This window comes from Pseudomonas sp. rhizo25, from assembly GCF_031931935.1.
In the GTDB taxonomy this organism is placed as follows: Bacteria; Pseudomonadota; Gammaproteobacteria; order Pseudomonadales; family Pseudomonadaceae; genus Aquipseudomonas; species Aquipseudomonas synxantha.
The window spans coordinates 26,010-46,196 of sequence record NZ_JAUJXA010000005.1; the positions used below are offsets into that span (position 1 = coordinate 26,010).

Annotated in this window: 21 protein-coding genes and 4 tRNA genes; 16 read left to right on the forward strand and 9 right to left on the reverse strand. The window is 59.8% G+C overall.

Annotation, left to right across the window (positions count from 1 at the left end; all coding sequences use genetic code 11):
- Positions 1-15: 15 nt before the first annotated feature.
- The 9 genes from purF to QZR30_RS12475 all read left to right on the forward strand — a co-directional run bounded on the left by purF (position 16) and on the right by QZR30_RS12475 (position 9,087).
- Positions 16-1,521, forward strand: a complete 1,506-nt coding sequence (gene purF / locus QZR30_RS12435; RefSeq protein ID WP_015884965.1) for an amidophosphoribosyltransferase — start codon at positions 16-18, stop codon at positions 1,519-1,521.
- Positions 1,522-1,586: 65 nt separating this feature from the next.
- A complete protein-coding gene (locus tag QZR30_RS12440; RefSeq protein ID WP_059397199.1) occupies positions 1,587-2,798 on the forward strand; it encodes an O-succinylhomoserine sulfhydrylase in 1,212 nt (403 codons plus the stop codon).
- Positions 2,799-2,809: 11 nt separating this feature from the next.
- Complete coding sequence (locus QZR30_RS12445; RefSeq protein ID WP_046068931.1) at positions 2,810-3,574, forward strand: SDR family oxidoreductase; 765 nt, start codon at positions 2,810-2,812, stop codon at positions 3,572-3,574.
- A gap of 107 nt (positions 3,575-3,681) precedes the next feature.
- Positions 3,682-3,757 (forward strand) — tRNA-Val (locus QZR30_RS12450).
- A gap of 54 nt (positions 3,758-3,811) precedes the next feature.
- Positions 3,812-3,888, forward strand: a tRNA-Asp gene (locus QZR30_RS12455).
- Positions 3,889-3,993: 105 nt separating this feature from the next.
- Positions 3,994-4,070 (forward strand) — tRNA-Asp (locus QZR30_RS12460).
- Between the two features lie 415 nt (positions 4,071-4,485).
- A complete protein-coding gene (locus QZR30_RS12465; protein ID WP_311903358.1) occupies positions 4,486-7,317 on the forward strand; it encodes a xanthine dehydrogenase family protein molybdopterin-binding subunit in 2,832 nt (943 codons plus the stop codon).
- A complete protein-coding gene (locus QZR30_RS12470) occupies positions 7,310-7,849 on the forward strand; it encodes a (2Fe-2S)-binding protein (protein ID WP_056846717.1) in 540 nt (179 codons plus the stop codon). Before QZR30_RS12465 ends, QZR30_RS12470 begins: the two co-directional genes overlap by 8 nt.
- A 2-nt stretch (positions 7,850-7,851) precedes the next feature.
- The gene (locus QZR30_RS12475) at positions 7,852-9,087 is read left to right on the forward strand and encodes a c-type cytochrome (RefSeq protein WP_311903359.1); all 1,236 of its coding nucleotides are present in this window, start codon (positions 7,852-7,854) and stop codon (positions 9,085-9,087) included.
- Between the two features lie 65 nt (positions 9,088-9,152).
- Here the strand turns inward: QZR30_RS12475 and QZR30_RS12480 are convergent, their stop codons facing one another.
- Complete coding sequence (locus tag QZR30_RS12480) at positions 9,153-10,436, reverse strand: NAD(P)/FAD-dependent oxidoreductase (protein WP_043049551.1); 1,284 nt, start codon at positions 10,434-10,436, stop codon at positions 9,153-9,155.
- A gap of 184 nt (positions 10,437-10,620) precedes the next feature.
- Between QZR30_RS12480 and QZR30_RS12485 the strand changes: the two genes are divergently transcribed.
- From QZR30_RS12485 to QZR30_RS12505, 5 genes are all read left to right on the forward strand, one after another.
- A tRNA-Val gene (locus tag QZR30_RS12485) sits at positions 10,621-10,697 on the forward strand.
- Between the two features lie 637 nt (positions 10,698-11,334).
- Positions 11,335-12,051 carry a DUF969 domain-containing protein gene (locus QZR30_RS12490; RefSeq protein ID WP_311903360.1) on the forward strand — a complete coding sequence of 239 codons (717 nt, stop codon included), beginning with the start codon at positions 11,335-11,337 and terminating at the stop codon, positions 12,049-12,051.
- The gene (locus tag QZR30_RS12495; RefSeq protein WP_311903361.1) at positions 12,048-12,998 is read left to right on the forward strand and encodes a DUF979 domain-containing protein; all 951 of its coding nucleotides are present in this window, start codon (positions 12,048-12,050) and stop codon (positions 12,996-12,998) included. The genes QZR30_RS12490 and QZR30_RS12495 overlap by 4 nt, the downstream gene beginning before the upstream one ends.
- Positions 12,999-13,005: 7 nt before the next feature.
- Positions 13,006-13,620 (forward strand): pyroglutamyl-peptidase I, encoded by a 615-nt coding sequence (gene pcp / locus QZR30_RS12500; RefSeq protein ID WP_046068926.1) that lies wholly within the window; start codon positions 13,006-13,008, stop codon positions 13,618-13,620.
- A gap of 72 nt (positions 13,621-13,692) precedes the next feature.
- Positions 13,693-14,205, forward strand: a complete 513-nt coding sequence (locus QZR30_RS12505) for an anti-virulence regulator CigR family protein (RefSeq protein ID WP_046068925.1) — start codon at positions 13,693-13,695, stop codon at positions 14,203-14,205.
- 12 nt (positions 14,206-14,217) lie between these two features.
- Here QZR30_RS12505 and QZR30_RS12510 read toward each other — a convergent pair whose 3' ends face one another.
- Genes QZR30_RS12510 through QZR30_RS12520 form a run of 3 tightly spaced genes read right to left on the reverse strand, consistent with a single transcriptional unit; the run spans position 14,218 to position 16,590 of the window.
- Positions 14,218-15,618, reverse strand: coding sequence for a heavy metal sensor histidine kinase (locus QZR30_RS12510; protein WP_311903362.1), 1,401 nt, complete (start codon positions 15,616-15,618; stop codon positions 14,218-14,220).
- Positions 15,615-16,286 carry a heavy metal response regulator transcription factor gene (locus QZR30_RS12515; protein WP_046068923.1) on the reverse strand — a complete coding sequence of 224 codons (672 nt, stop codon included), beginning with the start codon at positions 16,284-16,286 and terminating at the stop codon, positions 15,615-15,617. Before QZR30_RS12515 ends, QZR30_RS12510 begins: the two co-directional genes overlap by 4 nt.
- A 43-nt stretch (positions 16,287-16,329) precedes the next feature.
- The gene (locus QZR30_RS12520) at positions 16,330-16,590 is read right to left on the reverse strand and encodes a DUF2790 domain-containing protein (RefSeq protein WP_046068922.1); all 261 of its coding nucleotides are present in this window, start codon (positions 16,588-16,590) and stop codon (positions 16,330-16,332) included.
- 191 nt (positions 16,591-16,781) lie between these two features.
- Between QZR30_RS12520 and QZR30_RS12525 the strand changes: the two genes are divergently transcribed.
- Positions 16,782-17,474 carry an HAD family hydrolase gene (locus tag QZR30_RS12525; RefSeq protein ID WP_311903363.1) on the forward strand — a complete coding sequence of 231 codons (693 nt, stop codon included), beginning with the start codon at positions 16,782-16,784 and terminating at the stop codon, positions 17,472-17,474.
- Positions 17,475-17,494: 20 nt separating this feature from the next.
- Here QZR30_RS12525 and QZR30_RS12530 read toward each other — a convergent pair whose 3' ends face one another.
- The 3 genes from QZR30_RS12530 to csrA form a co-directional block, all read right to left on the reverse strand.
- The gene (locus tag QZR30_RS12530) at positions 17,495-17,779 is read right to left on the reverse strand and encodes a hypothetical protein (protein WP_046072516.1); all 285 of its coding nucleotides are present in this window, start codon (positions 17,777-17,779) and stop codon (positions 17,495-17,497) included.
- 93 nt (positions 17,780-17,872) lie between these two features.
- Entirely contained in the window at positions 17,873-18,133 is a 261-nt protein-coding gene (locus QZR30_RS12535) for a hypothetical protein (protein ID WP_311903364.1), read from the reverse strand.
- A gap of 209 nt (positions 18,134-18,342) precedes the next feature.
- The gene (gene csrA, locus QZR30_RS12540) at positions 18,343-18,537 is read right to left on the reverse strand and encodes a carbon storage regulator CsrA (protein WP_003192511.1); all 195 of its coding nucleotides are present in this window, start codon (positions 18,535-18,537) and stop codon (positions 18,343-18,345) included.
- Between the two features lie 262 nt (positions 18,538-18,799).
- On the opposite strand from csrA, the gene QZR30_RS12545 reads away from it, so the two are divergent.
- On the forward strand, positions 18,800-19,165 hold the full coding sequence (locus QZR30_RS12545; RefSeq protein WP_046068919.1) for an SPOR domain-containing protein: 366 nt from the start codon (positions 18,800-18,802) through the stop codon (positions 19,163-19,165).
- A gap of 31 nt (positions 19,166-19,196) precedes the next feature.
- On the opposite strand, the gene QZR30_RS12550 is transcribed toward QZR30_RS12545, so the two are convergent.
- Together QZR30_RS12550 and QZR30_RS12555 are read right to left on the reverse strand one after the other, a co-directional pair.
- Positions 19,197-19,886, reverse strand: coding sequence for an endonuclease (locus QZR30_RS12550; RefSeq protein ID WP_046068918.1), 690 nt, complete (start codon positions 19,884-19,886; stop codon positions 19,197-19,199).
- A gap of 4 nt (positions 19,887-19,890) precedes the next feature.
- Entirely contained in the window at positions 19,891-20,142 is a 252-nt protein-coding gene (locus QZR30_RS12555) for a DUF1654 domain-containing protein (protein WP_231989017.1), read from the reverse strand.
- Positions 20,143-20,187 lie beyond the last annotated feature (45 nt).

A 20,187-nucleotide genomic window follows, 5' to 3' on the forward strand; every position in this document is an offset into this window, starting at 1 on the left:
TAGGGGTTGCGTCGCATGTGTGGCATCGTCGGTATCGTCGGTAAGTCGAACGTCAATCAGGCGCTGTATGACGCGCTAACCGTCCTCCAGCACCGCGGCCAGGACGCTGCCGGTATTGTGACCAGCCACGACGGCCGGTTATTCCTGCGCAAGGACAATGGCCTGGTGCGTGACGTGTTCCATCAGCGTCACATGCAGCGCCTCGTCGGGCACATGGGCATTGGCCATGTGCGCTACCCGACTGCCGGTAGCTCGACCTCGGCCGAGGCTCAACCGTTCTACGTCAACTCGCCTTACGGCATTACCTTGGCGCACAACGGCAACCTGACCAACGTTGAACAACTGGCCAAGGAGATTTACGAATCTGACCTGCGCCACGTCAACACCAGTTCCGACTCGGAAGTGCTGCTCAACGTGTTCGCCCACGAGCTGGCCCAGCGCGGCAAGCTGCAGCCGACCGAAGAAGACGTATTCGCCGCCGTGACTGACGTGCACAACCGTTGCGTCGGTGGCTATGCGGTAGTGGCCATGGTCACCGGTTATGGCATCGTCGGTTTCCGCGACCCCCACGGCATCCGTCCGATCGTGTTTGGCCAGCGTCACACCGACGAAGGCGTCGAGTACATGATTGCGTCCGAAAGCGTGTCCCTGGATGTACTGGGCTTCACCCTGATCCGCGACCTGGCACCGGGCGAGGCTGTCTACATCACCGAAGACGGTAAGCTGCACACCCGCCAGTGCGCCGTGGCGCCGAAGCTCACCCCATGCATCTTCGAGCACGTCTACCTGGCGCGTCCGGATTCGATCATCGACGGCGTTTCGGTCTACAAGGCGCGCCTGCGCATGGGCGAGAAGCTTGCCGAGAAGATCCTGCGCGAGCGTCCTGAGCATGATATCGACGTGGTCATTCCGATTCCGGACACCAGCCGTACCGCTGCCCTGGAACTGGCCAACCATTTGGGCGTCAAGTTCCGCGAAGGCTTCGTCAAGAATCGCTACATTGGCCGTACCTTCATCATGCCTGGCCAGGCTGCACGCAAGAAGTCGGTGCGCCAGAAGCTCAACGCCATTGAGCTTGAGTTCCGTGGCAAAAACGTGATGCTGGTGGACGACTCCATCGTGCGTGGCACCACCTGCAAGCAGATCATCCAGATGGCCCGCGAAGCTGGGGCGAAGAACGTGTACTTCTGCTCCGCGGCGCCTGCGGTGCGTTACCCGAACGTGTACGGTATCGACATGCCGAGCGCCCATGAGCTGATCGCACACAATCGTTCGACCCAGGACGTGGCCGACTTGATCGGCGCCGACTGGCTGATCTACCAGGACCTGCCAGACCTGATCGAAGCAGTCGGCGGTGGCAAGATCAAGATCGACCAGTTCGACTGTGCAGTGTTCGACGGCAAGTACGTGACCGGCGATGTCGACGAGGCTTACCTGAACAAGATCGAGCAGGCGCGCAACGACTCGTCGAAGATCAAGACCCAGGCGGTCAGCGCGATCATCGACCTGTATAACAACTGAGTAACAGCCGGCCCTGAGGGGCCGGTTTTGTATCTTAAATAAAGTATTGAGTAAGGAGTCGCAGCATGAGTCAGGAATGGGATGCCGGTCGGTTGGACAGCGACCTCGATGGCGTAGCTTTCGATACCCTGGCTGTGCGCGCCGGCCAGCACCGTACCCCGGAAGGTGAGCACGGCGACCCGATGTTCTTCACCTCCAGCTACGTGTTCCGTACCGCCGCTGACGCTGCTGCGCGGTTTGCCGGCGAAGTGCCGGGTAACGTGTATTCGCGCTACACCAACCCGACTGTGCGTGCGTTCGAAGAGCGCATCGCGGCACTGGAAGGCGCTGAGCAGGCCGTGGCGACCGCCACCGGCATGGCCGCCATCCTGGCGGTGGTGATGAGCCTGTGCAGCGCTGGCGACCATGTACTGGTATCGCGCAGCGTGTTTGGCTCGACCATCAGCCTGTTCGAAAAGTATTTCAAGCGCTTCGGCATCGAAGTGGACTACGTGCCCCTGGCAGATCTGTCCGGTTGGGATGCGGCCATCAAGGCCAACACCAAGCTGTTGTTCGTCGAGTCGCCTTCCAACCCGCTTGCCGAGCTGGTAGATATCGCCGCGCTGGCCGAGATCGCCCACGCCAAGGGCGCTATGCTGATCGTCGACAACTGCTTCTGCACCCCGGCCTTGCAGCAGCCGTTGAAGCTGGGTGCGGACATCGTGGTGCATTCGGCGACCAAGTTCATCGACGGCCAGGGTCGTTGCATGGGCGGCGTGGTGGCTGGCCGCAGCGAGCAGATGAAAGAAGTGGTGGGCTTCCTGCGCACCGCCGGCCCGACCCTGAGCCCGTTCAACGCCTGGATCTTCCTCAAGGGCCTGGAAACCCTCAGCCTGCGCATGAAAGCCCATTGCGCCAATGCTCAGGCCCTGGCCGAGTGGCTGGAGCAGCAGGACGGTATCGAGAAAGTGCACTACGCCGGGCTCAAGAGCCATCCGCAACATGCATTGGCCCAACGCCAGCAGCGTGGTTTCGGCGCGGTAGTGAGCTTTGAAGTGAAGGGCGGCAAAGACGGCGCCTGGCGCTTTATCGATGCGACGCGCCTGATTTCCATCACTGCCAACCTGGGCGACAGCAAGACCACCATCACTCACCCGAGCACCACCTCCCACGGGCGCCTGGCGCCGCAGGAGCGTGAAGCCGCCGGTATCCGTGACAGCCTGATCCGCATCGCGGTGGGCCTGGAAGATGTCGCTGACTTGCAGGCAGACCTGGCCCGCGGGTTGGCGGCCTTGTGATCGAGTGGTCTATGGAGGCTGCAGCGGCCACTAACGGGCGCGTTGCGCTGGTAACGGGGGCGGCGCGCGGCATTGGCCTCGGTATTGCCGCGTGGCTGATCAGCGAAGGCTGGCAGGTGGTATTGACTGACCTGGACCGCGAGCGCGGTTCCAAGGTGTCCAAGGTGCTGGGCGAGAATGCCTGGTTCATCACCATGGATGTGGCCGACGAGAAGCAAGTCGCCCAGGGTGTCGCCGAGGTGCTGGGGCAGTTCGGGCGCCTGGATGCGCTGGTATGCAATGCGGCAGTGGCCGATCCGCGCAATATCACCCTGGAAAGCCTCGATCTGGCCCACTGGAATCGCGTACTGGCGGTGAACCTCAGCGGGCCGATGCTGCTGGCCAAGCATTGTGCACCTTACCTGCGCGCCCACGGCGGTGCCATCGTCAACCTGGCGTCGACCCGGGCCCGTCAATCGGAGCCGGACACCGAAGCCTATGCGGCGAGCAAGGGTGGCCTGCTGGCCCTGACCCACGCCTTGGCCATGAGCCTGGGCCCGGAAGTGCGGGTCAATGCGGTCAGCCCCGGCTGGATCGATGCGCGTGATCCTGCTGCGCGCCGTGCCGAGCCGCTCACAGACGCCGATCATGCCCAGCACCCTGCGGGCAGGGTGGGCACGGTAGAGGACGTGGCGGCGATGGTAGCCTGGTTGTTGTCGCGTCAGGCCGGGTTTGTCACCGGGCAAGAGTTTGTGGTGGACGGTGGCATGAGCAAGAAGATGATTTACAGCGAGTAGGGCGGTTAGCCGTCTTGAAGTGATTTTGTCTTTTTCAGAAAAACTTCAAGCAGGCTATTGACTTAGGTCCGCTACCTGCGTAAATTTCGCGGCCTCAACGAAGCAAAGGGTGATTAGCTCAGCTGGGAGAGCATCTGCCTTACAAGCAGAGGGTCGGCGGTTCGATCCCGTCATCACCCACCACTTCTTGAGAGTTTTGCTCCAGGGCAAGACGCAACGTTAAGGTTGCACCGACGCGCAGCGGTAGTTCAGTCGGTTAGAATACCGGCCTGTCACGCCGGGGGTCGCGGGTTCGAGTCCCGTCCGCTGCGCCATATTTTCCAGGTTCGATGTATCGGGCTTGAGATTGAACAACCCAGGTTGATCGATCAGATGTTTAAAGGTGGTTGAGGCTTTACGCTCAATCAGCCAAGCGATACGCAGCGGTAGTTCAGTCGGTTAGAATACCGGCCTGTCACGCCGGGGGTCGCGGGTTCGAGTCCCGTCCGCTGCGCCATATCTGCCTCAAGGCCCACTGAACGCCTTGAAGCACAAGAAAGCCACCGGCTGACTTGATCCGATAGCAAAGACCCTGGTCCAAAGACCGGGGTTTTTTGTGTCTGGCGTTTGTAAAACCTCACCATCGTGTTCGCAGCAGCGAACGCCCAATCTCTTGAGCTACGCCAATATCTCGCATTAACAGGCAAACGGCCGACAGATCGTATCGATCTTGTCGGCCGTTTTGCATTGTTGTGTCAAAAAATTTCCATGTGGTTATTTGCCGCAGGCGCAGAAACCTTTAAAGTTAACCCTTCGGTCAACTTTGCACTGTCATCATGGCCTTTTAGTTCGCCCAGAAAGGCTTCTGCAAGTCTCCAGATTAGCTGCACTTAACCATAAGGGCGGATGTATAACCGCTCAGAGGATGATCCATGTCCAACCGTGAAATAACCCGGCGCTCGTTCCTCCAGGGCGGGCTGGTGGCGGGCGTGAGCGTCACGCTCACGCCGCTCAGCACCCAGGCGCTGGCAGCCTTGATGGAAAACAGCGTCACCGTGCCCTCCGAAAAGTGGCTGGGCAATAACGGCAAGGCGCGCCAGCGTAACGATGCCTTGTCGAAAGTCTGCGGCAGCAAAGTCTTCGCTCGCGACATTCGTTCCAAGGACATGCCCGGCTGGCCTGCGCAGCAAGGTCACGCCATGCTGCTCAAGACTACCAAGGCCGACCATATCTATGCGGGCTACGACCTGGCGTGGCTCGGCGCCGACCTGCAGCCGGACCGTGTTGTTACCGCTGCCGACCTGGACAACGACGGTATCGTGTTCCCGGAAGAACATGCTCCGGATCCACTGTTGCCAGAAGGCAAGGTGCCGATGTTCATCGGTCATCCGGTGGCGATCCTGATCTGGAACGATTTCGAGCGGTTCCGTCAGGCAAAAAACAAACTCAAGTTCAATGACAAGGCGATTCGTTACGGTGCCAAAGTGCCGTATTACGAAGGCGACCCGTACGGGAGCTTCCGCTATGTGCGCGTTGGCGGCCCGACCTCGGCCGATGAGGATGAATTCGCCAGCCTCAAGGATTCGATCCTGTTCCCGATGCTGAAAAACCGGCGCCCGGTGTGGAATTCCCAGCCGAACCTGCACGGCAACCTGACCGAGCGTGGTCTGTTCTACGCCGACCGCATGAAGAGCCAGATCAACACGCCGCCCGACAACTGGCTGGTGTTCGACGAGCGCTACAAAACCCCGTCTATCGAACCGGCCGCCATGGAGCCGGATAACGGCAACGGTTGGTACGATCCAGCGACCAAGACCCTGCACTTCGTAGTGGCCACCCAGTGCCCATTGGAAGTTGCGACCGAGACCGCAAAAATGATCTCGCCGTCGCGCTTCGGTCTGGCCAACCTGAACATGCACCCCGGTTATACCGTGGGTTACGGCTCAAAAGACCACAATATTTTTGTCTACTACGCCGCCCTCGCCGCATTGTATGGCGGTGGTGTGCCGGTGCGTCTGGCCAATGACCGTTACGAGCAGTTCCAGAGCGGCATCAAGCGTCACTCGTTCGACATCCGCTACCAGTTGGCTGTCGACAAGAACGACCACAGCTTCAAGATCTTCCTGGCTGACATGAGCGTCGACGGCGGTGGGCGGATTAACTACAGCCCATCGGTCGCCGCAGTAGGCGCCACGGCTGCGCAATCGATCTACTACATGCCGCAGAACGATCTGCAAGTCACCGCCTATCACTCGCGGGGCGTTGAAGCCGGTTCGATGCGGGGGTACGGCACTCTGCAGAGCATGGCCGCGACGGAAATGATGGTCGACGAAATCGCCGGTCGCCTCGGTGTGGATGCCATCGAGCTGCGTCGCAAGAATGCCCTGCGTTCGGGCATGAAGAACACCCAGGGCGCCATTCCTGCCGGTGCCTTGCGCCTGCACGAAATTCTCGACAAGGCCGCTGTGCACGACGTGTGGAAGAACCGTGACGCGATCAAGAAACAACGCGAAGTCGCTGACCCGGACAACTGGTACGGCGTCGGTTTCGCCATCTGCCAGAAAGACTTCGGCACCGGTTCCGAAGCGCCGATGGCCAGTATCGAATTCAACGCAGACGGTCGCATCAGCCTGCGCCACATCGGTATCGAAATCGGCACCGGCATGTCTACCTCGCAGTCGCTGGTGGTCGCTGATTTCCTCGGCAGCCCGGCACACGAGGTGAAGACCGGCGAAACCGAATGGAAGGAGATGCAGCTGATCACCAGCGGCAACCCTTACATCATGAGCCAGGCCGAGCAGGACAACCTGCTGCGTAACCCGCGGTGGGTTGGCAAGCTCGCTTCGGCGTCTTCGGCCACCAACTCGGCGTACTACTTCAGCCACGCCACCCGTGAAGCGGCACGCGTGCTGTTCAACCACGGTTTGTGGCCGGCGGCGCTGGAGATCTGGCGGCAGGGGCCGTTCGGCGGCCAGGCCAACCCTTATGTGGTGCGCCGTGAGGATGCGCATTGGGTCGACGGCAAGCTCACCGCCAACGGCATGCAACCGTTGAGCTTTGAGGTGCTGGCCAAGCGCGCCCACGAGCGTGGCCTGGTCACCGCTGCCACGGTTCACGGGTTCAACCGCTGGAGCTGGGCAGAGGCTGAATACAGCATCGACGGCGTGCGCGAGCGCCTGCCCCTCGACGGTTTGGCGGTGAAGTACGGCGACGGCGCACCGAAGGCCAAGCAAGCGCTGATGAGCAGCGCCGGTTTCCACCTGTTGGACCGCCAGAACATCAGCTACCCCGCGACGCAGTTGAACAACGCTGCCGTGACTTACTACAGCCCGGTGGCCACATTGGTCGAGTTGAAGGTCAACAAGGGCTCGGCGCAGGTCGAAGTGCTCAATCACCATTCGTGGATCGAGTGCGGCCGTGTGTTGGTAGAGGAATTGGTTAAAGGCCAGCTCGAAGGCGGTGTCGCCATGGGTATCGGTCACGCGTTGATGGAGGAGATGCCGCTGTACGAAGGCGGGCCGGGGGAGGGCGACTGGAACTTCAACCGTTACCGTCTGCCGATGGCGCGTCACGTAGCCGTGTGGAAGCAAACGTCGGAGATTCTGCCGGCGCTGTCGCCAAGCGACCCGTCCAAGGGGATCGCTGAAGTGGTGATGATCCCGATCGTCGGGGCCATCGGTAATGCCGTGGCGCATGCCATCGGTAAACGTGTTCGCGACCTGCCAATTACGGCTGCGCGCATCAAGGAGGCCCTCAATGGCTGACCGTCCGCTTCAACTGATCCTCAATGGTCAATCCGTCGGCCCGGTGGATATTCCTGATGACCTGCCGATGATCGATTACCTGCACGAATACAAGAACCTCACCGGCTCGCGTCTTGGCTGCGGCCAAGGCATTTGCCACGCTTGCGTGGTGATCGTCGACAACCCGGACGGCACCAGCGAAGAAGTGCGTACTTGTATCACTGGCGCGCATTACTTCGAAGGCAAGAAAGTGCGCACCATCGAATCTCACGCCAAGCGCGACGAGTCGGGGCAGGTCACAGAGCTGAATCCGATCCAGCAGCGCTTCGTCGATGAGTTCGCGTTCCAGTGCAGCTACTGCGCACCGGGCTTCGTCAACGCGGCAACGGTGCTGGTGGAAAAGCTGCAACGCCAGCCGATTGTGCAAAGCCAGCTGGAGCAGGTTATCGAGGACAGCCTGGGCCATCACATCTGCCGGTGCACCGGGTACGTGCGTTACTACAACGCCACCCGCAACGTGCTGAACGATCTCGGCCTGGTCAAGGAGGGGTAGACATGAAGCTATTTCTGACCCGCCTGACCCTGGCGGTCGGCCTGGCTGCGCCGGTGTTGTTTGCCCATGCCGATGATCAGGTCAAGCGCGGTGAATACCTCGCCCGCGCAGCTGACTGCATGGCGTGCCACACGGCACCGGGCGGCGCGCCGTATGCGGGTGGCCTGCCGATCGTCTCGCCGTTCGGCACGATCTATGGCACCAATATCACACCTAGCAAAGCGCACGGCATCGGTTTGTACAGCGATGAGGAGTTCTTTGCGGCGCTGACCGAAGGCAAGCGTCGCGACGGTGCGCATTTGTATCCGGCGATGCCATACACCTCGTACCACCTGATGCCCCGTGAAGAATCGGACGCGATTCATGCGTACCTGAAAACTATCGAGCCCATAGAACGCGCAGCGCCAGAGACCCGCCTGAGCTTTCCATTCAACGTACGCCTGGGCCTGATCGGCTGGAACCTGCTGTACGGCAAAGCCCTGGAACTGGAGCCAGCCGAAGGCAAGAGCGACGCCTGGAAACGCGGCCAGTACATGGTCGAGGTACTCGGCCATTGCGGCGAATGCCACACACCTCGCGGCCTGCCGGGTGCGATGCAATTGGACAAGCGCCTGACCGGCGGCATTCTCAATGGTTATCTGGCGCCGAGCCTGCTCGCCACTGACCTGGCGGCTCGCGGCTGGAATGAGCAGGACCTGGCCACATTCCTCAAGCACGGCATGAGTGCCCAAGGCACGATGTTCAACGAGATGTTCCCGGTGTTCCATAACAGCACCCAGGGCTTGAGCGATCTGGATCTGGCAGCGATGGCGACGTTCCTGCTGGGCGATAAACCGCCGGCAGCCAAAGCGCTGGTCGAAGTACCGATGGATAAACTCAGCCCGAGCGCTCAGCGCGGTCGTCAGGAATACCTGAACGTCTGCGCGGGTTGCCATGCCGCGGGTGGTGAAGGCAAACCCCACATCGCGGTGGCCATGCGTGGCAACACCACGCTGCGTCTGGAAGACCCGCGCAACCTGCTGCGGGTGATTGAGGACGGTATTGGCGAGCAGAAGTTTTCCGGGTTCGAGCACATGCAACCGATGCCGGGGTTCGCCGGAAAGCTCAGTGCGCAACAGCTCACCGATCTGCTCAACTACCTGCGTCAGGGCTGGGGCGGCCAATCGGCTGAGCTGGCCGTCAGCGATGTGCAGAAGCTGCAAGCCCAGGCGCCGTCCGTCGAACACAGGGCGCATTGACGCCAGCGTAGAAAGCGCTCAGCCAGTGTGGGAGCGAGCAAGTCGCTCTCACACTGGATGTGTGTCTACATTCCGAACTTATCACGCAGTCCGTAATACCAAGCCCCCAGCGCCGCAAATGGCGTGCGCAACAGCTGCCCACCTGGGAACGGGTAGTGCGGCAGGTCGGCAAACGCATCAAAACGCTCTGCCTGACCTCTTAGCGCTTCTGCCAGCACCTTGCCTGCCAGGTGCGTGTACGTCACGCCATGGCCGCTGCAGCCTTGTGAATAATAGATGTTGTCGCCAAGGCGGCCGACCTGCGGCAGTCGCGACAGCGTCAGCAGGAAGTTGCCGGTCCAGGCGTAATCGATCTTCACATCCTTCAACTGCGGGAACGCCTTGAGCATTTTCGGTCGGATGATTGCTTCGATATTGGCCGGGTCCCTAGCGCCATACACCACGCCGCCGCCGAAGATCAGGCGCTTGTCGCTGGTGAGGCGGTAGTAGTCGAGCAGGTAGTTGCAGTCCTCGACGCAGTAATCCTGCGGCAACAAGGTCTTGGCCAATTCGTCGCCCAGTGGTGCGGTGGTGATCACCTGCGTGCCACACGGCATCGATTTGGCCGCCAGCTCCGGCACCAGGTTCCCCAGGTAAGCGTTGCCTGCGACGATGATGAATTTGGCCCTGACCCTGCCTTCGGCGGTGTGCACCACGGGGTTGGCACCGCGCTCGATGCGCACCGCAGCCGATTGCTCATAGATCGTACCGCCCAGGGACTCAACGGCTGCGGCTTCGCCGAGCGCCAGGTTGAGCGGGTGGATGTGCCCGCCGCTCATATCCAGCAAGCCGCCGACATAGTTGTCACAGGCCACAACCTCGCGGATGCGGCGTTCGTCCAGCAACTCCAGTTGCGTATGGCCGTAGCGCTCCCACAGGCGCTTCTGCGACTCCAGGTGTCCCATGTGCTTACTGTTGAGTGCGGCGAACACACCGCCGTCCTTCAAGTCGCACTGGATCTGGTACTTGGCTACGCGCTCGCGAATGATCCTGCCGCCTTCAAAAGCCATCTGCCCGAGCAGTTGCGCTTGCTTAGGGCCGACACTGCGCTCGATCACATCGATATCGCGGCTGTAGCTGTTGACGATCTGCCCACCATTACGGCCTGAGGCACCAAAGCCGACCTTGGCTGCTTCCAGGACTGTCACGCGAAAGCCGTTCTCCAGCAGGAACAGCGCGCTCGAAAGCCCGGTATAGCCGGCACCAATCACGCACACATCGGTTTCGACTTCACCTTGCAGTGTCGGGCGAGGTGGAACTGCGTTGGCGGAAGCGGCGTAATACGACTGGGGGTAGGGGGTGTTCGCCATCCTGGAACCTCTGTTTTATATTTTTTACGAGTGCGGCGATCCTACCTGAGTTGAAAATTGCCTGCCAGCCACCGGAAAATCACAGGCGTGCCCGGCGCAAATAAAAAATTCGCATATTCATAGGCTTAGCTGCAAAAAAGATGTTGACACCCCTCCGGAATTCCGTAGAATGCCGCCTCACAGCAGGCACGTAGCTCAGTTGGTTAGAGCACCACCTTGACATGGTGGGGGTCGTTGGTTCGAGTCCAATCGCGCCTACCAAACAAAATCCGCTCTGCTGGGCGGTCTAGAAGGGCTCACCGAAAGGTGGGCCCTTTTTTGTTGCCTGAAATTTGGGCAATGGGCACCCTCAGACGCCTCGCGGCGTTCTTTCAGGTTCGAAGGGTGGGTCAGCAGAACAGCGTAGCCACCGACAGCAGGCAAATTATCTGGGCGACCATCTGGCAGCGTATCTCGCCAATCGTTGTTGCCCTGTTACTCATTTGTCCGGCATACATAGCGCGAGCCCTCATTGTCGGCATAACACCGTGAACGAACTGCAGGTACACACAGCTGCATCATGGAGTATAGATCCTGTTTGGGAATTCATACGGCTGAACCGATGGTGAGTGCCTCGTCGGATCATCTACGCGACCTTTTCCCTATAAGCCTGGGTTGAACCTTCCCATGGCGCCCGATTGCGCGGTGCCATCCCCCACAAAAATTATTGGTTTGCAGCAACAATTTTTCTTGTTGGACACCCCCCGTCCCCAGGCAGCAAAGTTGCCGCCACAGACGCTCGACCTTCCGGGTCAACAATAAAAAACCGAGCCGACTGCACGCCACTTTCAAGCTGTGAGCCCTTTGCCCACATCCTGCTGTAATGGCGCCGCAGCGCGCACTAAAGGACCTCTCCGCCATGCAAACAGTTGTGAGCTTATGGCCGTTGATCGGCGTACTTGTCATCGTGGTCGGCTTTGTATTGCGCTTCAATCCGCTGTTGGTGGTCACTGCGGCCGCCATCGCCACTGGGTTCGCCGCCCAGTTCCCGCTGGAAAAAATTCTCGCCACCATGGGCGATGGCTTCCTCCAGACCCGTGCCCTGCAATTGATTCTATTACTGCCGCTGGCGGTGATCGGCCTGTTGGAGCGCCATGGCCTGCGCCTGCATGCGCAGAACTGGATCGCCCGCTTCGAGCGCGCCACGGTTGGGCGTTTGCTGATCATGTATCTGTTTGTGCGTGAATCCACTGCCGCCATGGGGCTTACCAGTCTGGGTGGGCATCCGCAAATGGTGCGCCCGTTGTTGGCGCCGATGGCCGAAGGCGCGGCGGAAAAACGCTACGGCAAGCTGCCGGACAAGCTGCGCCACAAGGTATTGGCCATGTGCGCGGCCACCGACAACGTTGGGCTGTTTTTTGGAGAAGATATTTTTGTCGCCTTCGGTGCCATTGCGTTGATGCATACCTTCCTGTTGGGCTCGGGCATTGATGTGGAGCCGTTGCACATTGCGGTATGGGGCATTCCCACGGCGATCTGTGCCTTCATCATTCACGCTATCCGCCTGCATCGTTTTGATCGACGCCTGACCCGAGAGATGAGCCCGGCCACCGCCCCGGTGGAGGCTGCGCAATGATCATTTCCATTCAATACCTGTACTGGCTGGCCGGTGTGCTGTTGCTGATCACCGCGGGCATGATCCTGCTCGATCGTTCCCATCCCAAGCGCTGGTCCAGCGCGCTGTTCTGGCTGTTGTTCGCCATACCGTTCCTGGTGGGGGAGCGCCTGCCTTCGGTGGTGATCGGGGGCGGTGTGGTGGTGATGGCATTGATCGCAGGCCTGGGCGGTGTGGGTCGTGGCCAGCACGCCGAATTGCACGACAAGGCGTCCCGCGCCAGTGCCGGGCGCCTGGGCCACAAGTTGTTTATCCCGGCGTTGGCGATCCCGCTGACCACGGTGATTGGCTCGGTATTGCTCAAGCACACTGAAATCGGCGGTGTACCGCTGCTGGACCCGAAGAACACCACCTTTGTGTCCCTCGGCATCGGCTGCCTGATTGCCTTGGGCCTGGCCTGCTGGCTGACCCGCGATACGCCGGTACAAGCCTTGCGCGAATCGCGCCGCCTGACCGAGGCCCTGGGCTGGGCGATGGTGCTGCCGCAGATGCTGGCGATGCTCGGCTTGCTGTTCAATGAAGCCGGGGTGGGCACCGCTGTCGCCCACGTCACCACCACTTATATCAACCTGGATTACAAGTTGGTGGCGGTGATGGTGTATGTGCTGGGCATGGCCTTGTTTACCGTGATCATGGGTAATGGCTTCGCGGCGTTCCCGGTAATGACAGGGGGCGTCGGCGTGCCGGTACTGGTGGGGATTTATGGCGGCAACCCCGCGGTGATGGCGGCGATCGGCATGTTTTCCGGCTACTGCGGTACGCTGATGACGCCGATGGCGGCCAACTTCAACATCGTACCGGCAGCCTTATTGGAGCTGCCTGATAAAAACGCGGTGATCAAGGCCCAGATACCCACGGCGCTGATGATGCTGGTGGTCAATATCGTGCTGCTTTATCTGTTGATGTGAGGCTCAAATGCAAACGGTGCTGCTGACGGGCTTCGAGCCCTTTGATAACGACTTGGTGAACCCCTCCTGGGAGGCGGCGCGACAGCTCGATGGCGTGCAAGTGGCCGAGGGTGTGCAAATTGTCGCGCGTTGCTTGCCGTGCGCATTTGCCACCGCAGGCACGTACCTGGCACAACTGATAAACGAGTTGAGCCCGGCGATGGTGATTGCTACCGGCCTGGCACCTGGGCGCAGTGAGATGTCCATCGAGCGGGTGGCGATCAATATCAACGACGCGCGTATCCCTGACAACCTCGGGCAACAACCGATTGATACGGCGGTGGTGGTCGATGGCCCGGCTGCGTACTTCTCGACGTTGCCGATCAAGGCCATGGTCAAGGCGCTGCGCGAGGCGGGTGTTGCCGCAGCGGTTTCGCAAACGGCGGGGACCTTCGTGTGCAACCAAGTGTTTTATCTTTTGCAGCATCGGCTGGCCGGCACCGGGGTGCGCAGTGGGTTTGTCCATGTGCCGAGCTTGCCGCCAGCGGGCCAGCCTTCCCTGGTTGAAGGCTTGCGGCTGGCGGTCTCTACGGCTTGGCTCATCCAGGCCGATGTGGTGGAAACAGGTGGGCAGGTGAGTTGACGGCTAGGCTGCGCATATAGGTGGGGCAACTTCGGCTATAGTTCACAAGCGTATCCACCTTGGAAAACCATCATGATCAAGTGCCCGAAGTTCGTGTCTGTCGCGTTGTCCCTCGCGCTGTTTGCGGGTAGCGGTCTTGCCCTGGCTGATCCCGGTAATGGCAAGGGCCAAGGTAATAACCAGGGGGGACAGGGTCAGGGTAATAACAAGGCTAATAACCCGGGAGGGAAGGGGCAGGGCAATAACAAAGGCAATAACCCGGTAGGACAGGGCTATGACAAACCCGGAGGCAAGGGCGCGTCGGGTGGTCATGGCCCAAGCGTTGACCGAGGGAGCGTACTTAATGTGTTGGGCGGCTATCGCGATTACTGGAGCCCGGGGCCTGCATTGCCACCAGGTATCCAGAAGAATCTGGCGCGTGGCAAGCCGCTGCCACCCGGTATAGCCAAGAAGCTCGACGGCCGCCTGTTGGGACGCTTGCCCCATTACGATGGTTATGAATGGCAGCAAGCGGGAACCGACTTGATCTTGGTGGCCATTGCCACCGGTATCATCTACGAGGTGCTGAACGGGGCCTTGGATTGAGTGGGCGAGCTGTCACGCGTTGCGCTTTGGAAAAAACAATTCAAAGCACGTCACGCCGCCCTCACTGGTAACCCCATAGCGGCCGTTATGCAACTGCATGATGGTCGCCACAATCGACAGTCCCAACCCGTTGGACTGGGACGAACACCCGCGGGATTCATCCACCCGGTAAAAGCGTTCGAACAACCTGGGCAAATGCTCGGCGGCAATGGTTTGGCCGTAGTTGCTGACCCTAAGGCGGATCCCTTCGGTCGTCGGAATTGCCTGAATATTAAGCTCGGTGTTCGGCGCGCCATATTTGATGGCATTGGCACACAGATTTGCCAGGGCCCGGCGCAGTAGCATCGGTTCAGCCCAGATCACGCCTTCGCCCAAGCCAACGATGTGCATGCCCACATCACCGGCCAACCCCTCGAAATAATCTGCGATGCGTTCCACCTCATCCGCTGCGTCCAGCTCCTGGCGTTGGCGCAAGGCGCTGGCAGGGTCGGTATGGGCCAGGAACAACATGTTATCGAGCATCCGCGCCAGGCGTTCGAGCTCTTCGACGTTAGAGGCCAGCAGTTGTTGGTAACTCTCCATGCTGCGGCTCTGTTGCAGGGCGACCTGGGTTTCACCGAGCAAGTTGTTGATGGGGGTACGCAGCTCGTGGGCCATATCGGTGGAGACCTGGCCCAGCTGGATAAATCCTTTGGCCAGCCGTTCAAGCATGGTGTTGAAGGAATCAATCATCGGCAGCAGTTCTTTGGGAGCGCCGTGGCTCTCGAGACGTTCGGCCAGGTTACTGACGCCGATGCCCTGTGCATGGCTAGCCAGGCGCCGCAACGGCAGCAACCCACGGTGTACCAGCACATAACCGACCAAGGCGAGGATCACCGCTGCGATGCTGGCCAGGATGAAGACGTTCAAGCGATAACGCGCGAGCATGCTCGTGCGTTCGGCCATCAGGCGCCCGACGGTGACTTGCAGGCTGCCCAGGTCACCGGTATCGATGGACGCCGCTACGGTGGCGAACGGCACGCCGTTCACATCGAGGAAATGCTGCACATCGGCAAGTCCGAGCGCATGGTCTTTCGTCACGGGCGACACCGGGGGAATCTGGATGTTGCCAGGGTTCACCAGCAATAACGCTTGCTGCCCGGGTGCAGCGATGCTCAATACCGACTCACTGTTGCCCAGCATGTTCTGGAACAGCTGCGGTTTGGACTTGATCAGCTCCAGGGTGTTGCCGTCATTAAGCAGGGTGCGCAGTTGGTTGGCGCGCGAGATCAGCGCGGCGTCGTCACGCTTGATCAGTTCACGCTCCAGCTCGCGGTACAATGTCACGCCGAGGGTTGCCAGCAAGGCGAAGGCGAGCAAGGCGAAGATCAGTGCCAGGCGCAGGGTCAGGGAATAGTGGCGATGATGGTTCATGGCTGGGTATCGAAGCGGTAGCCAATGCCCCGCACGCTGTGGATCAGCTTGAGTTGGAACGGGTCGTCGATTTTCAGGCGCAGGCGTCTGACGGCCACATCCACTACGTTGGTGTCGCTGTCGAAGTTCATGTCCCAGACCCGCGAGGCGATCAACGAGCGGGACAGCACCTGGTCCTGGTGCGTGGCGAACAGGTGCAGCAGGGCGAATTCCTTATTGGTCAGGGTAATGCGCGTGCCGGCACGGGTGACACGACGCTTGAGCACGTCAATGTGCAGGTCGGCGATGTGCAGCTGTTCTTCCTCGCGGCTGGGGCCGCGGCGGTTGAGGGTACGCAGGCGTGCGACCAGCTCGGCGAAGGAGAAGGGCTTGATCAGGTAGTCGTCGGCACCCAGTTCCAGGCCTTTGATGCGGTCGGCAATATCATCCCGGGCGGTGAGGAACAGCACCGGCGTATCGGCTTCTTTACGCAGGCGGCGCAGCACTTCCCAGCCGTCCATCTTCGGCATCATCACGTCCAGCACAATCACGTCGAAGGGCGTCTCCAGGGCCTGGTGCAAACCATCCACGCCATCGCGGGCCAGGCTTACAGAGTGGCCCAGCTCCTGCAGGCCGTTGAGCAGGTAATTGCCGGCCTTGGGTTCGTCTTCGACTACGAGGATGTTCATGGCAGATGCCCCTGCTTCAATAAGTGGCGCCAGTGTAGCCCGATCAATTGTCACTGGCGCAACCGATGCCCTGGACCTGATAATCCAGCACGTGTTCGCGTCCTTGGTGATCCAGGTAACGCAATTGTGCCGGTACGACCCCGCACTGGCCGTAGGTGTCGGTACTCGACACTACCTTGGCGACATCCAGGTGCACGAAGAAGCCGGTCTTGTCATGAATGACGTTGGAGGCAGGGACCGTGTCGGCAGCAAACGCCGAGCCGGTGGTGAGCAGGGCGGCAAAAGCGAGGGTAAACAGTTTCATGGTGGTATCTCTCGTTACGGATTGGCTGCCGCAGTGGCAGTGAGCTCACGGTAACCAGGCGATCCCAACAGCCAACCAACAGGATCATGACAAGTTCGTCATTCTTGACGTGAGACCGATACGTGGGCGGTTTGAGGGGGCTCAGCGTTTACAAGCGTGAAGGTGATCCGTAGATTGCAGGGGTCCAGCTCATGAGGAAGCGCGTAGTGTCCATCCCGAATCCAACTGTGTTTACCCGGCGCTATCGCGCCTTCCTGTTCGACATGGACGGGACGCTGCTTAACTCCATCGCTGCGGCCGAGCGGGTATGGAGCATCTGGGCGAAACGTCATGGCCTGGACGTGGAGGCGTTCCTGGGCACTATTCATGGCGCCCGCGCGATTGATACGATCAAGCGTCAAGCGTTGCCGGGTGTCGATCCCGAGGTGGAAGCCCGGTGGATCACCGAAGCTGAGTTGAATGACGTGGAAGGGGTTGTTGCGATTCCTGGCGCTGTAGAGTTTTTGAAGGGCTTGCCCATCGATCAATGGGCGCTGGTCACCTCTGCTCCAAAGGCGTTGGCGATGCGCCGACTGCAAGCGGCAGGCATTCCGGTGCCGGAAGTATTCGTGACGGCCGAAGATGTGGCGAGCGGCAAGCCAGATCCGGCCTGTTATGTGCTGGGTGCCCAGCGCCTGGGCGTGCCGGTGCAAGACTGCCTGGTATTCGAGGACGCCACGGTGGGCATTCGGGCGGGGGAGGCGGCGGGGGCGGATATCATGGTCGTGACCTCTGCGCACCTGACGCCGATGGTGACTGAGCATGCTTGTATCGAGGGGTACAGCAAGTTGCGGGCGCTACGCGACGATGATGGCTTGCTTTGCGTTCATCCGTTGACACCTTAATGCACAGAAAGGCCGAGCCTTCACCGGGCTCGGCCTTCTGTGCAGGCAACTGCTAGCAACCGGCTGCTTTTCATTCCCTGACGCGACAGCACCATTTCCCTGAGTATCTCTGTGGCGAGCCGGTTGATGGCATCAGTGCCGCGATGATGCGCCCGCACGATTCCGGTAATCGCAAAATGATCGGTTTCGGGGCCGCTGAGAACGGCTGACAAGGTACCGTCGGCATGCAGGGTGCACTCAACCGTGTAGCTGGGCAGGCGATCTGCCAAGGCTTTTTCGATTTGGGATTTGCTGAGCGTGTCCATCTGATTCTGCACCTTTGACTGACCGTGCATGCCCAAGCATAGGTCTTGTTGCTCAACTGTAAATACCGGCGATCCGATAGCAGGCCGCGGTGTTCAGCGCAGGGTTTGCTGGTGTGCGCGTTGAGCTGCGCGTTGACACAACTTGCGCAAAATAACCTTTTGCATGGGTTTGAGGCAGAACACCAGCAAGTAGCCAAACAGCAAAAGTGTCAAGTCCAGCCAGCCGTGGTCATCGGGAAAGGCCCGTTCAGCTTCCACTTTCAGCCCATACCCGAGCGCGAGGAAAACCAAGCCGATCAGCAGGGCAATCATCCAGGATCGGGTAACAGGTGGGGGCGTCGCGGCTGGCCTCATCGACGTGCTCCTGAATGCACTCGGATGGCAGGAAAAAGCGTCACAAATTGGGCTGCGAATAGTTCGACAAGTTCCAGGAACGCTGACAGTTTCATTTTGCGGCGAAGAGGTATGCAAAGGGCGCGCTGGTCACGCAGGAAAGCGCGAGCAGGCCGATCGGGTTTTCGCCAGCCGTTACAGTGAACGAAAAGGCTGGCTACTGAGGCGTTTCAAGGTGTCTGGTTTTTGTCGGGCGCAGTCAGGCCCGCCTGGATGCGCTGGTAAATTTCCTCGCGATGCACGGCAACGTCCTTGGGAGCGTTGATGCCGATTCGTACTTGCTGGCCGCTAACGCCCAGGATGGTGATCGTAATGTCATCACCGATGTTTATGCTTTCACCGACTTTGCGGGTGAGTATAAGCATGGACTTCTCCTTGATTACTTTTAAGGACACATGTTTCAGACAGGGCAGGTGTCGGATGTGTGTAGCTTACTGCGAAGCGCTTCCCTGTGACTGCCTCTTTTAGGACGCATAGAGGCGACATTAATTCCCATGGCGGCATCATACAGGTCGCGATACATCATTCGCATTGTTTAAGCCAACGTTTATGACGGCCAGAATAGACAGTGAATGGTAAAGTCGCCTCTTTGATCCTCAAAGGAGCAGGGCAGTGCGTAAAGTAGCGATGGCAATTGTGGTGTTGGCGTTGGCCGGATGCGGTGAAGGTAAATCGGTCGATGCCCCCAAGGCCAAGCCTGCCGTGACCGAAAGCCTGCCACAAACCGGTGCGATTGCCGCTCAAGAATGGGATCTATGGGTCGGCCCGCCGGACCACAAGCTGCAGGCGATCACTGACCTGACCGCCTGGTTGCTGGAGCATGGTTTCAGTTTTTACATCGTGAAGGTCGATGGCAAGGATGAAGTGCGGCTGGGCCCGTTCGCCACCAAAGCGGAGGCAGAAGCCAGGCAGGCGTTGCTTAACGAAAAGATGGCGAGGGCCAAGAAAACCGATACGGTGTCGGAGATCATCGAACACAAGGTCGCGCAGTAAGGGCCTGAGTGGGCGGCAGCCCCGCCCACATTCAGCCGCAGGCCTTAAGGTTCACCGGGCCGACAAACTCGTTGCCGCGTCCCATCACACAAGCCACGGTCTGGTTGCGCTGGCGCTCCCAGGTCTGCACCGGATAGGTCTTGTTCCAGGCTTCATACAGTTGCCGGTCCTGCTTCGACAGCCGCAGACCGTACTGCTTGCTCATATAAAAATACGTGCGTGCGATCATTCCACGAATGGACGGGCGCGGCATGACCTTCTTGGCCTTGAAATCCACCTGGGTCAGGCATGAGCCGTACTGCCCGCTTTGTATCGGCAGCCAGCCAAAGCTGAAGTTGTTACGGTCGCCATTCACTTCGCCGATGCTCGGCACCAGGTTGTGCAGGTCAGCCTCGGCGCGTTTGAACACCTCGTCGTGGCGCGTGCAGTTTTTTCGCCCGCCACTTTGCCAACATTGGCGCTGATGCCCGATTTGCCAGGCAGGCACGATGTGTTCCCACTCGATGCGCGCAGCGCGGTTGGCGTTTTTGCGTGGGATGTAGCCACAGGCTTTCAGGTCCACACGATTACCCGTGTACTTACACCCGCAGTAGAACTCGGTGGATTGCGGGGCGTAAAGCTTCCAGGCAATTTTCTTGGCTTCGCTGAAGGTTCGAGGGGCTTGGGCGTGGGCGGTGATGGTAAAAAACAGACAGCACAGGGCAATAAAGCGGGCACTCATTCAATCAATCTTCCTTCGGCACAACCCAGAAAATCTGCACGCCGCCGTCATCCCGATAGGCCAGGGTGACATTGTCGTTTTCAGCAATTTCTTCCAGAAGACGCTGCCACTCGTCCTCCGGCTCATCGGGTAAACGGAAGATCAAGGCTGCCTTGGCTTTCTGGGCGTTGGTCGAATTGATGATTTTTTGCACGCGAATGGCCAGGCGCTGGTAGGCGTCAGGCGATGCGGGTACTGCGGACGAGGGCTTTGCCACGGAGCATTCCTTAATAGGCTGTACGCACATACAGTATTTAAATGT

What these genes read in the sequence shown, in the direction of transcription:
- purF (WP_015884965.1), top strand. Translation starts at nt 16, where the DNA reads ATGTGTGGCATCGTCGGTATCGTCGGTAAGTCGAACGTCAATCAGGCG.
- QZR30_RS12440 (WP_059397199.1), top strand. Translation starts at nt 1,587, where the DNA reads ATGAGTCAGGAATGGGATGCCGGTCGGTTGGACAGCGACCTCGATGGC.
- QZR30_RS12445 (WP_046068931.1), top strand. Translation starts at nt 2,810, where the DNA reads ATGGAGGCTGCAGCGGCCACTAACGGGCGCGTTGCGCTGGTAACGGGG.
- QZR30_RS12465 (WP_311903358.1), top strand. Translation starts at nt 4,486, where the DNA reads ATGTCCAACCGTGAAATAACCCGGCGCTCGTTCCTCCAGGGCGGGCTG.
- QZR30_RS12470 (WP_056846717.1), top strand. Translation starts at nt 7,310, where the DNA reads ATGGCTGACCGTCCGCTTCAACTGATCCTCAATGGTCAATCCGTCGGC.
- QZR30_RS12475 (WP_311903359.1), top strand. Translation starts at nt 7,852, where the DNA reads ATGAAGCTATTTCTGACCCGCCTGACCCTGGCGGTCGGCCTGGCTGCG.
- QZR30_RS12480 (WP_043049551.1), bottom strand. Translation starts at nt 10,436, where the DNA reads ATGGCGAACACCCCCTACCCCCAGTCGTATTACGCCGCTTCCGCCAAC.
- QZR30_RS12490 (WP_311903360.1), top strand. Translation starts at nt 11,335, where the DNA reads ATGCAAACAGTTGTGAGCTTATGGCCGTTGATCGGCGTACTTGTCATC.
- QZR30_RS12495 (WP_311903361.1), top strand. Translation starts at nt 12,048, where the DNA reads ATGATCATTTCCATTCAATACCTGTACTGGCTGGCCGGTGTGCTGTTG.
- pcp (WP_046068926.1), top strand. Translation starts at nt 13,006, where the DNA reads ATGCAAACGGTGCTGCTGACGGGCTTCGAGCCCTTTGATAACGACTTG.
- QZR30_RS12505 (WP_046068925.1), top strand. Translation starts at nt 13,693, where the DNA reads ATGATCAAGTGCCCGAAGTTCGTGTCTGTCGCGTTGTCCCTCGCGCTG.
- QZR30_RS12510 (WP_311903362.1), bottom strand. Translation starts at nt 15,618, where the DNA reads ATGAACCATCATCGCCACTATTCCCTGACCCTGCGCCTGGCACTGATC.
- QZR30_RS12515 (WP_046068923.1), bottom strand. Translation starts at nt 16,286, where the DNA reads ATGAACATCCTCGTAGTCGAAGACGAACCCAAGGCCGGCAATTACCTG.
- QZR30_RS12520 (WP_046068922.1), bottom strand. Translation starts at nt 16,590, where the DNA reads ATGAAACTGTTTACCCTCGCTTTTGCCGCCCTGCTCACCACCGGCTCG.
- QZR30_RS12525 (WP_311903363.1), top strand. Translation starts at nt 16,782, where the DNA reads ATGAGGAAGCGCGTAGTGTCCATCCCGAATCCAACTGTGTTTACCCGG.
- QZR30_RS12530 (WP_046072516.1), bottom strand. Translation starts at nt 17,779, where the DNA reads ATGGACACGCTCAGCAAATCCCAAATCGAAAAAGCCTTGGCAGATCGC.
- QZR30_RS12535 (WP_311903364.1), bottom strand. Translation starts at nt 18,133, where the DNA reads ATGAGGCCAGCCGCGACGCCCCCACCTGTTACCCGATCCTGGATGATT.
- csrA (WP_003192511.1), bottom strand. Translation starts at nt 18,537, where the DNA reads ATGCTTATACTCACCCGCAAAGTCGGTGAAAGCATAAACATCGGTGAT.
- QZR30_RS12545 (WP_046068919.1), top strand. Translation starts at nt 18,800, where the DNA reads ATGGCAATTGTGGTGTTGGCGTTGGCCGGATGCGGTGAAGGTAAATCG.
- QZR30_RS12550 (WP_046068918.1), bottom strand. Translation starts at nt 19,886, where the DNA reads ATGAGTGCCCGCTTTATTGCCCTGTGCTGTCTGTTTTTTACCATCACC.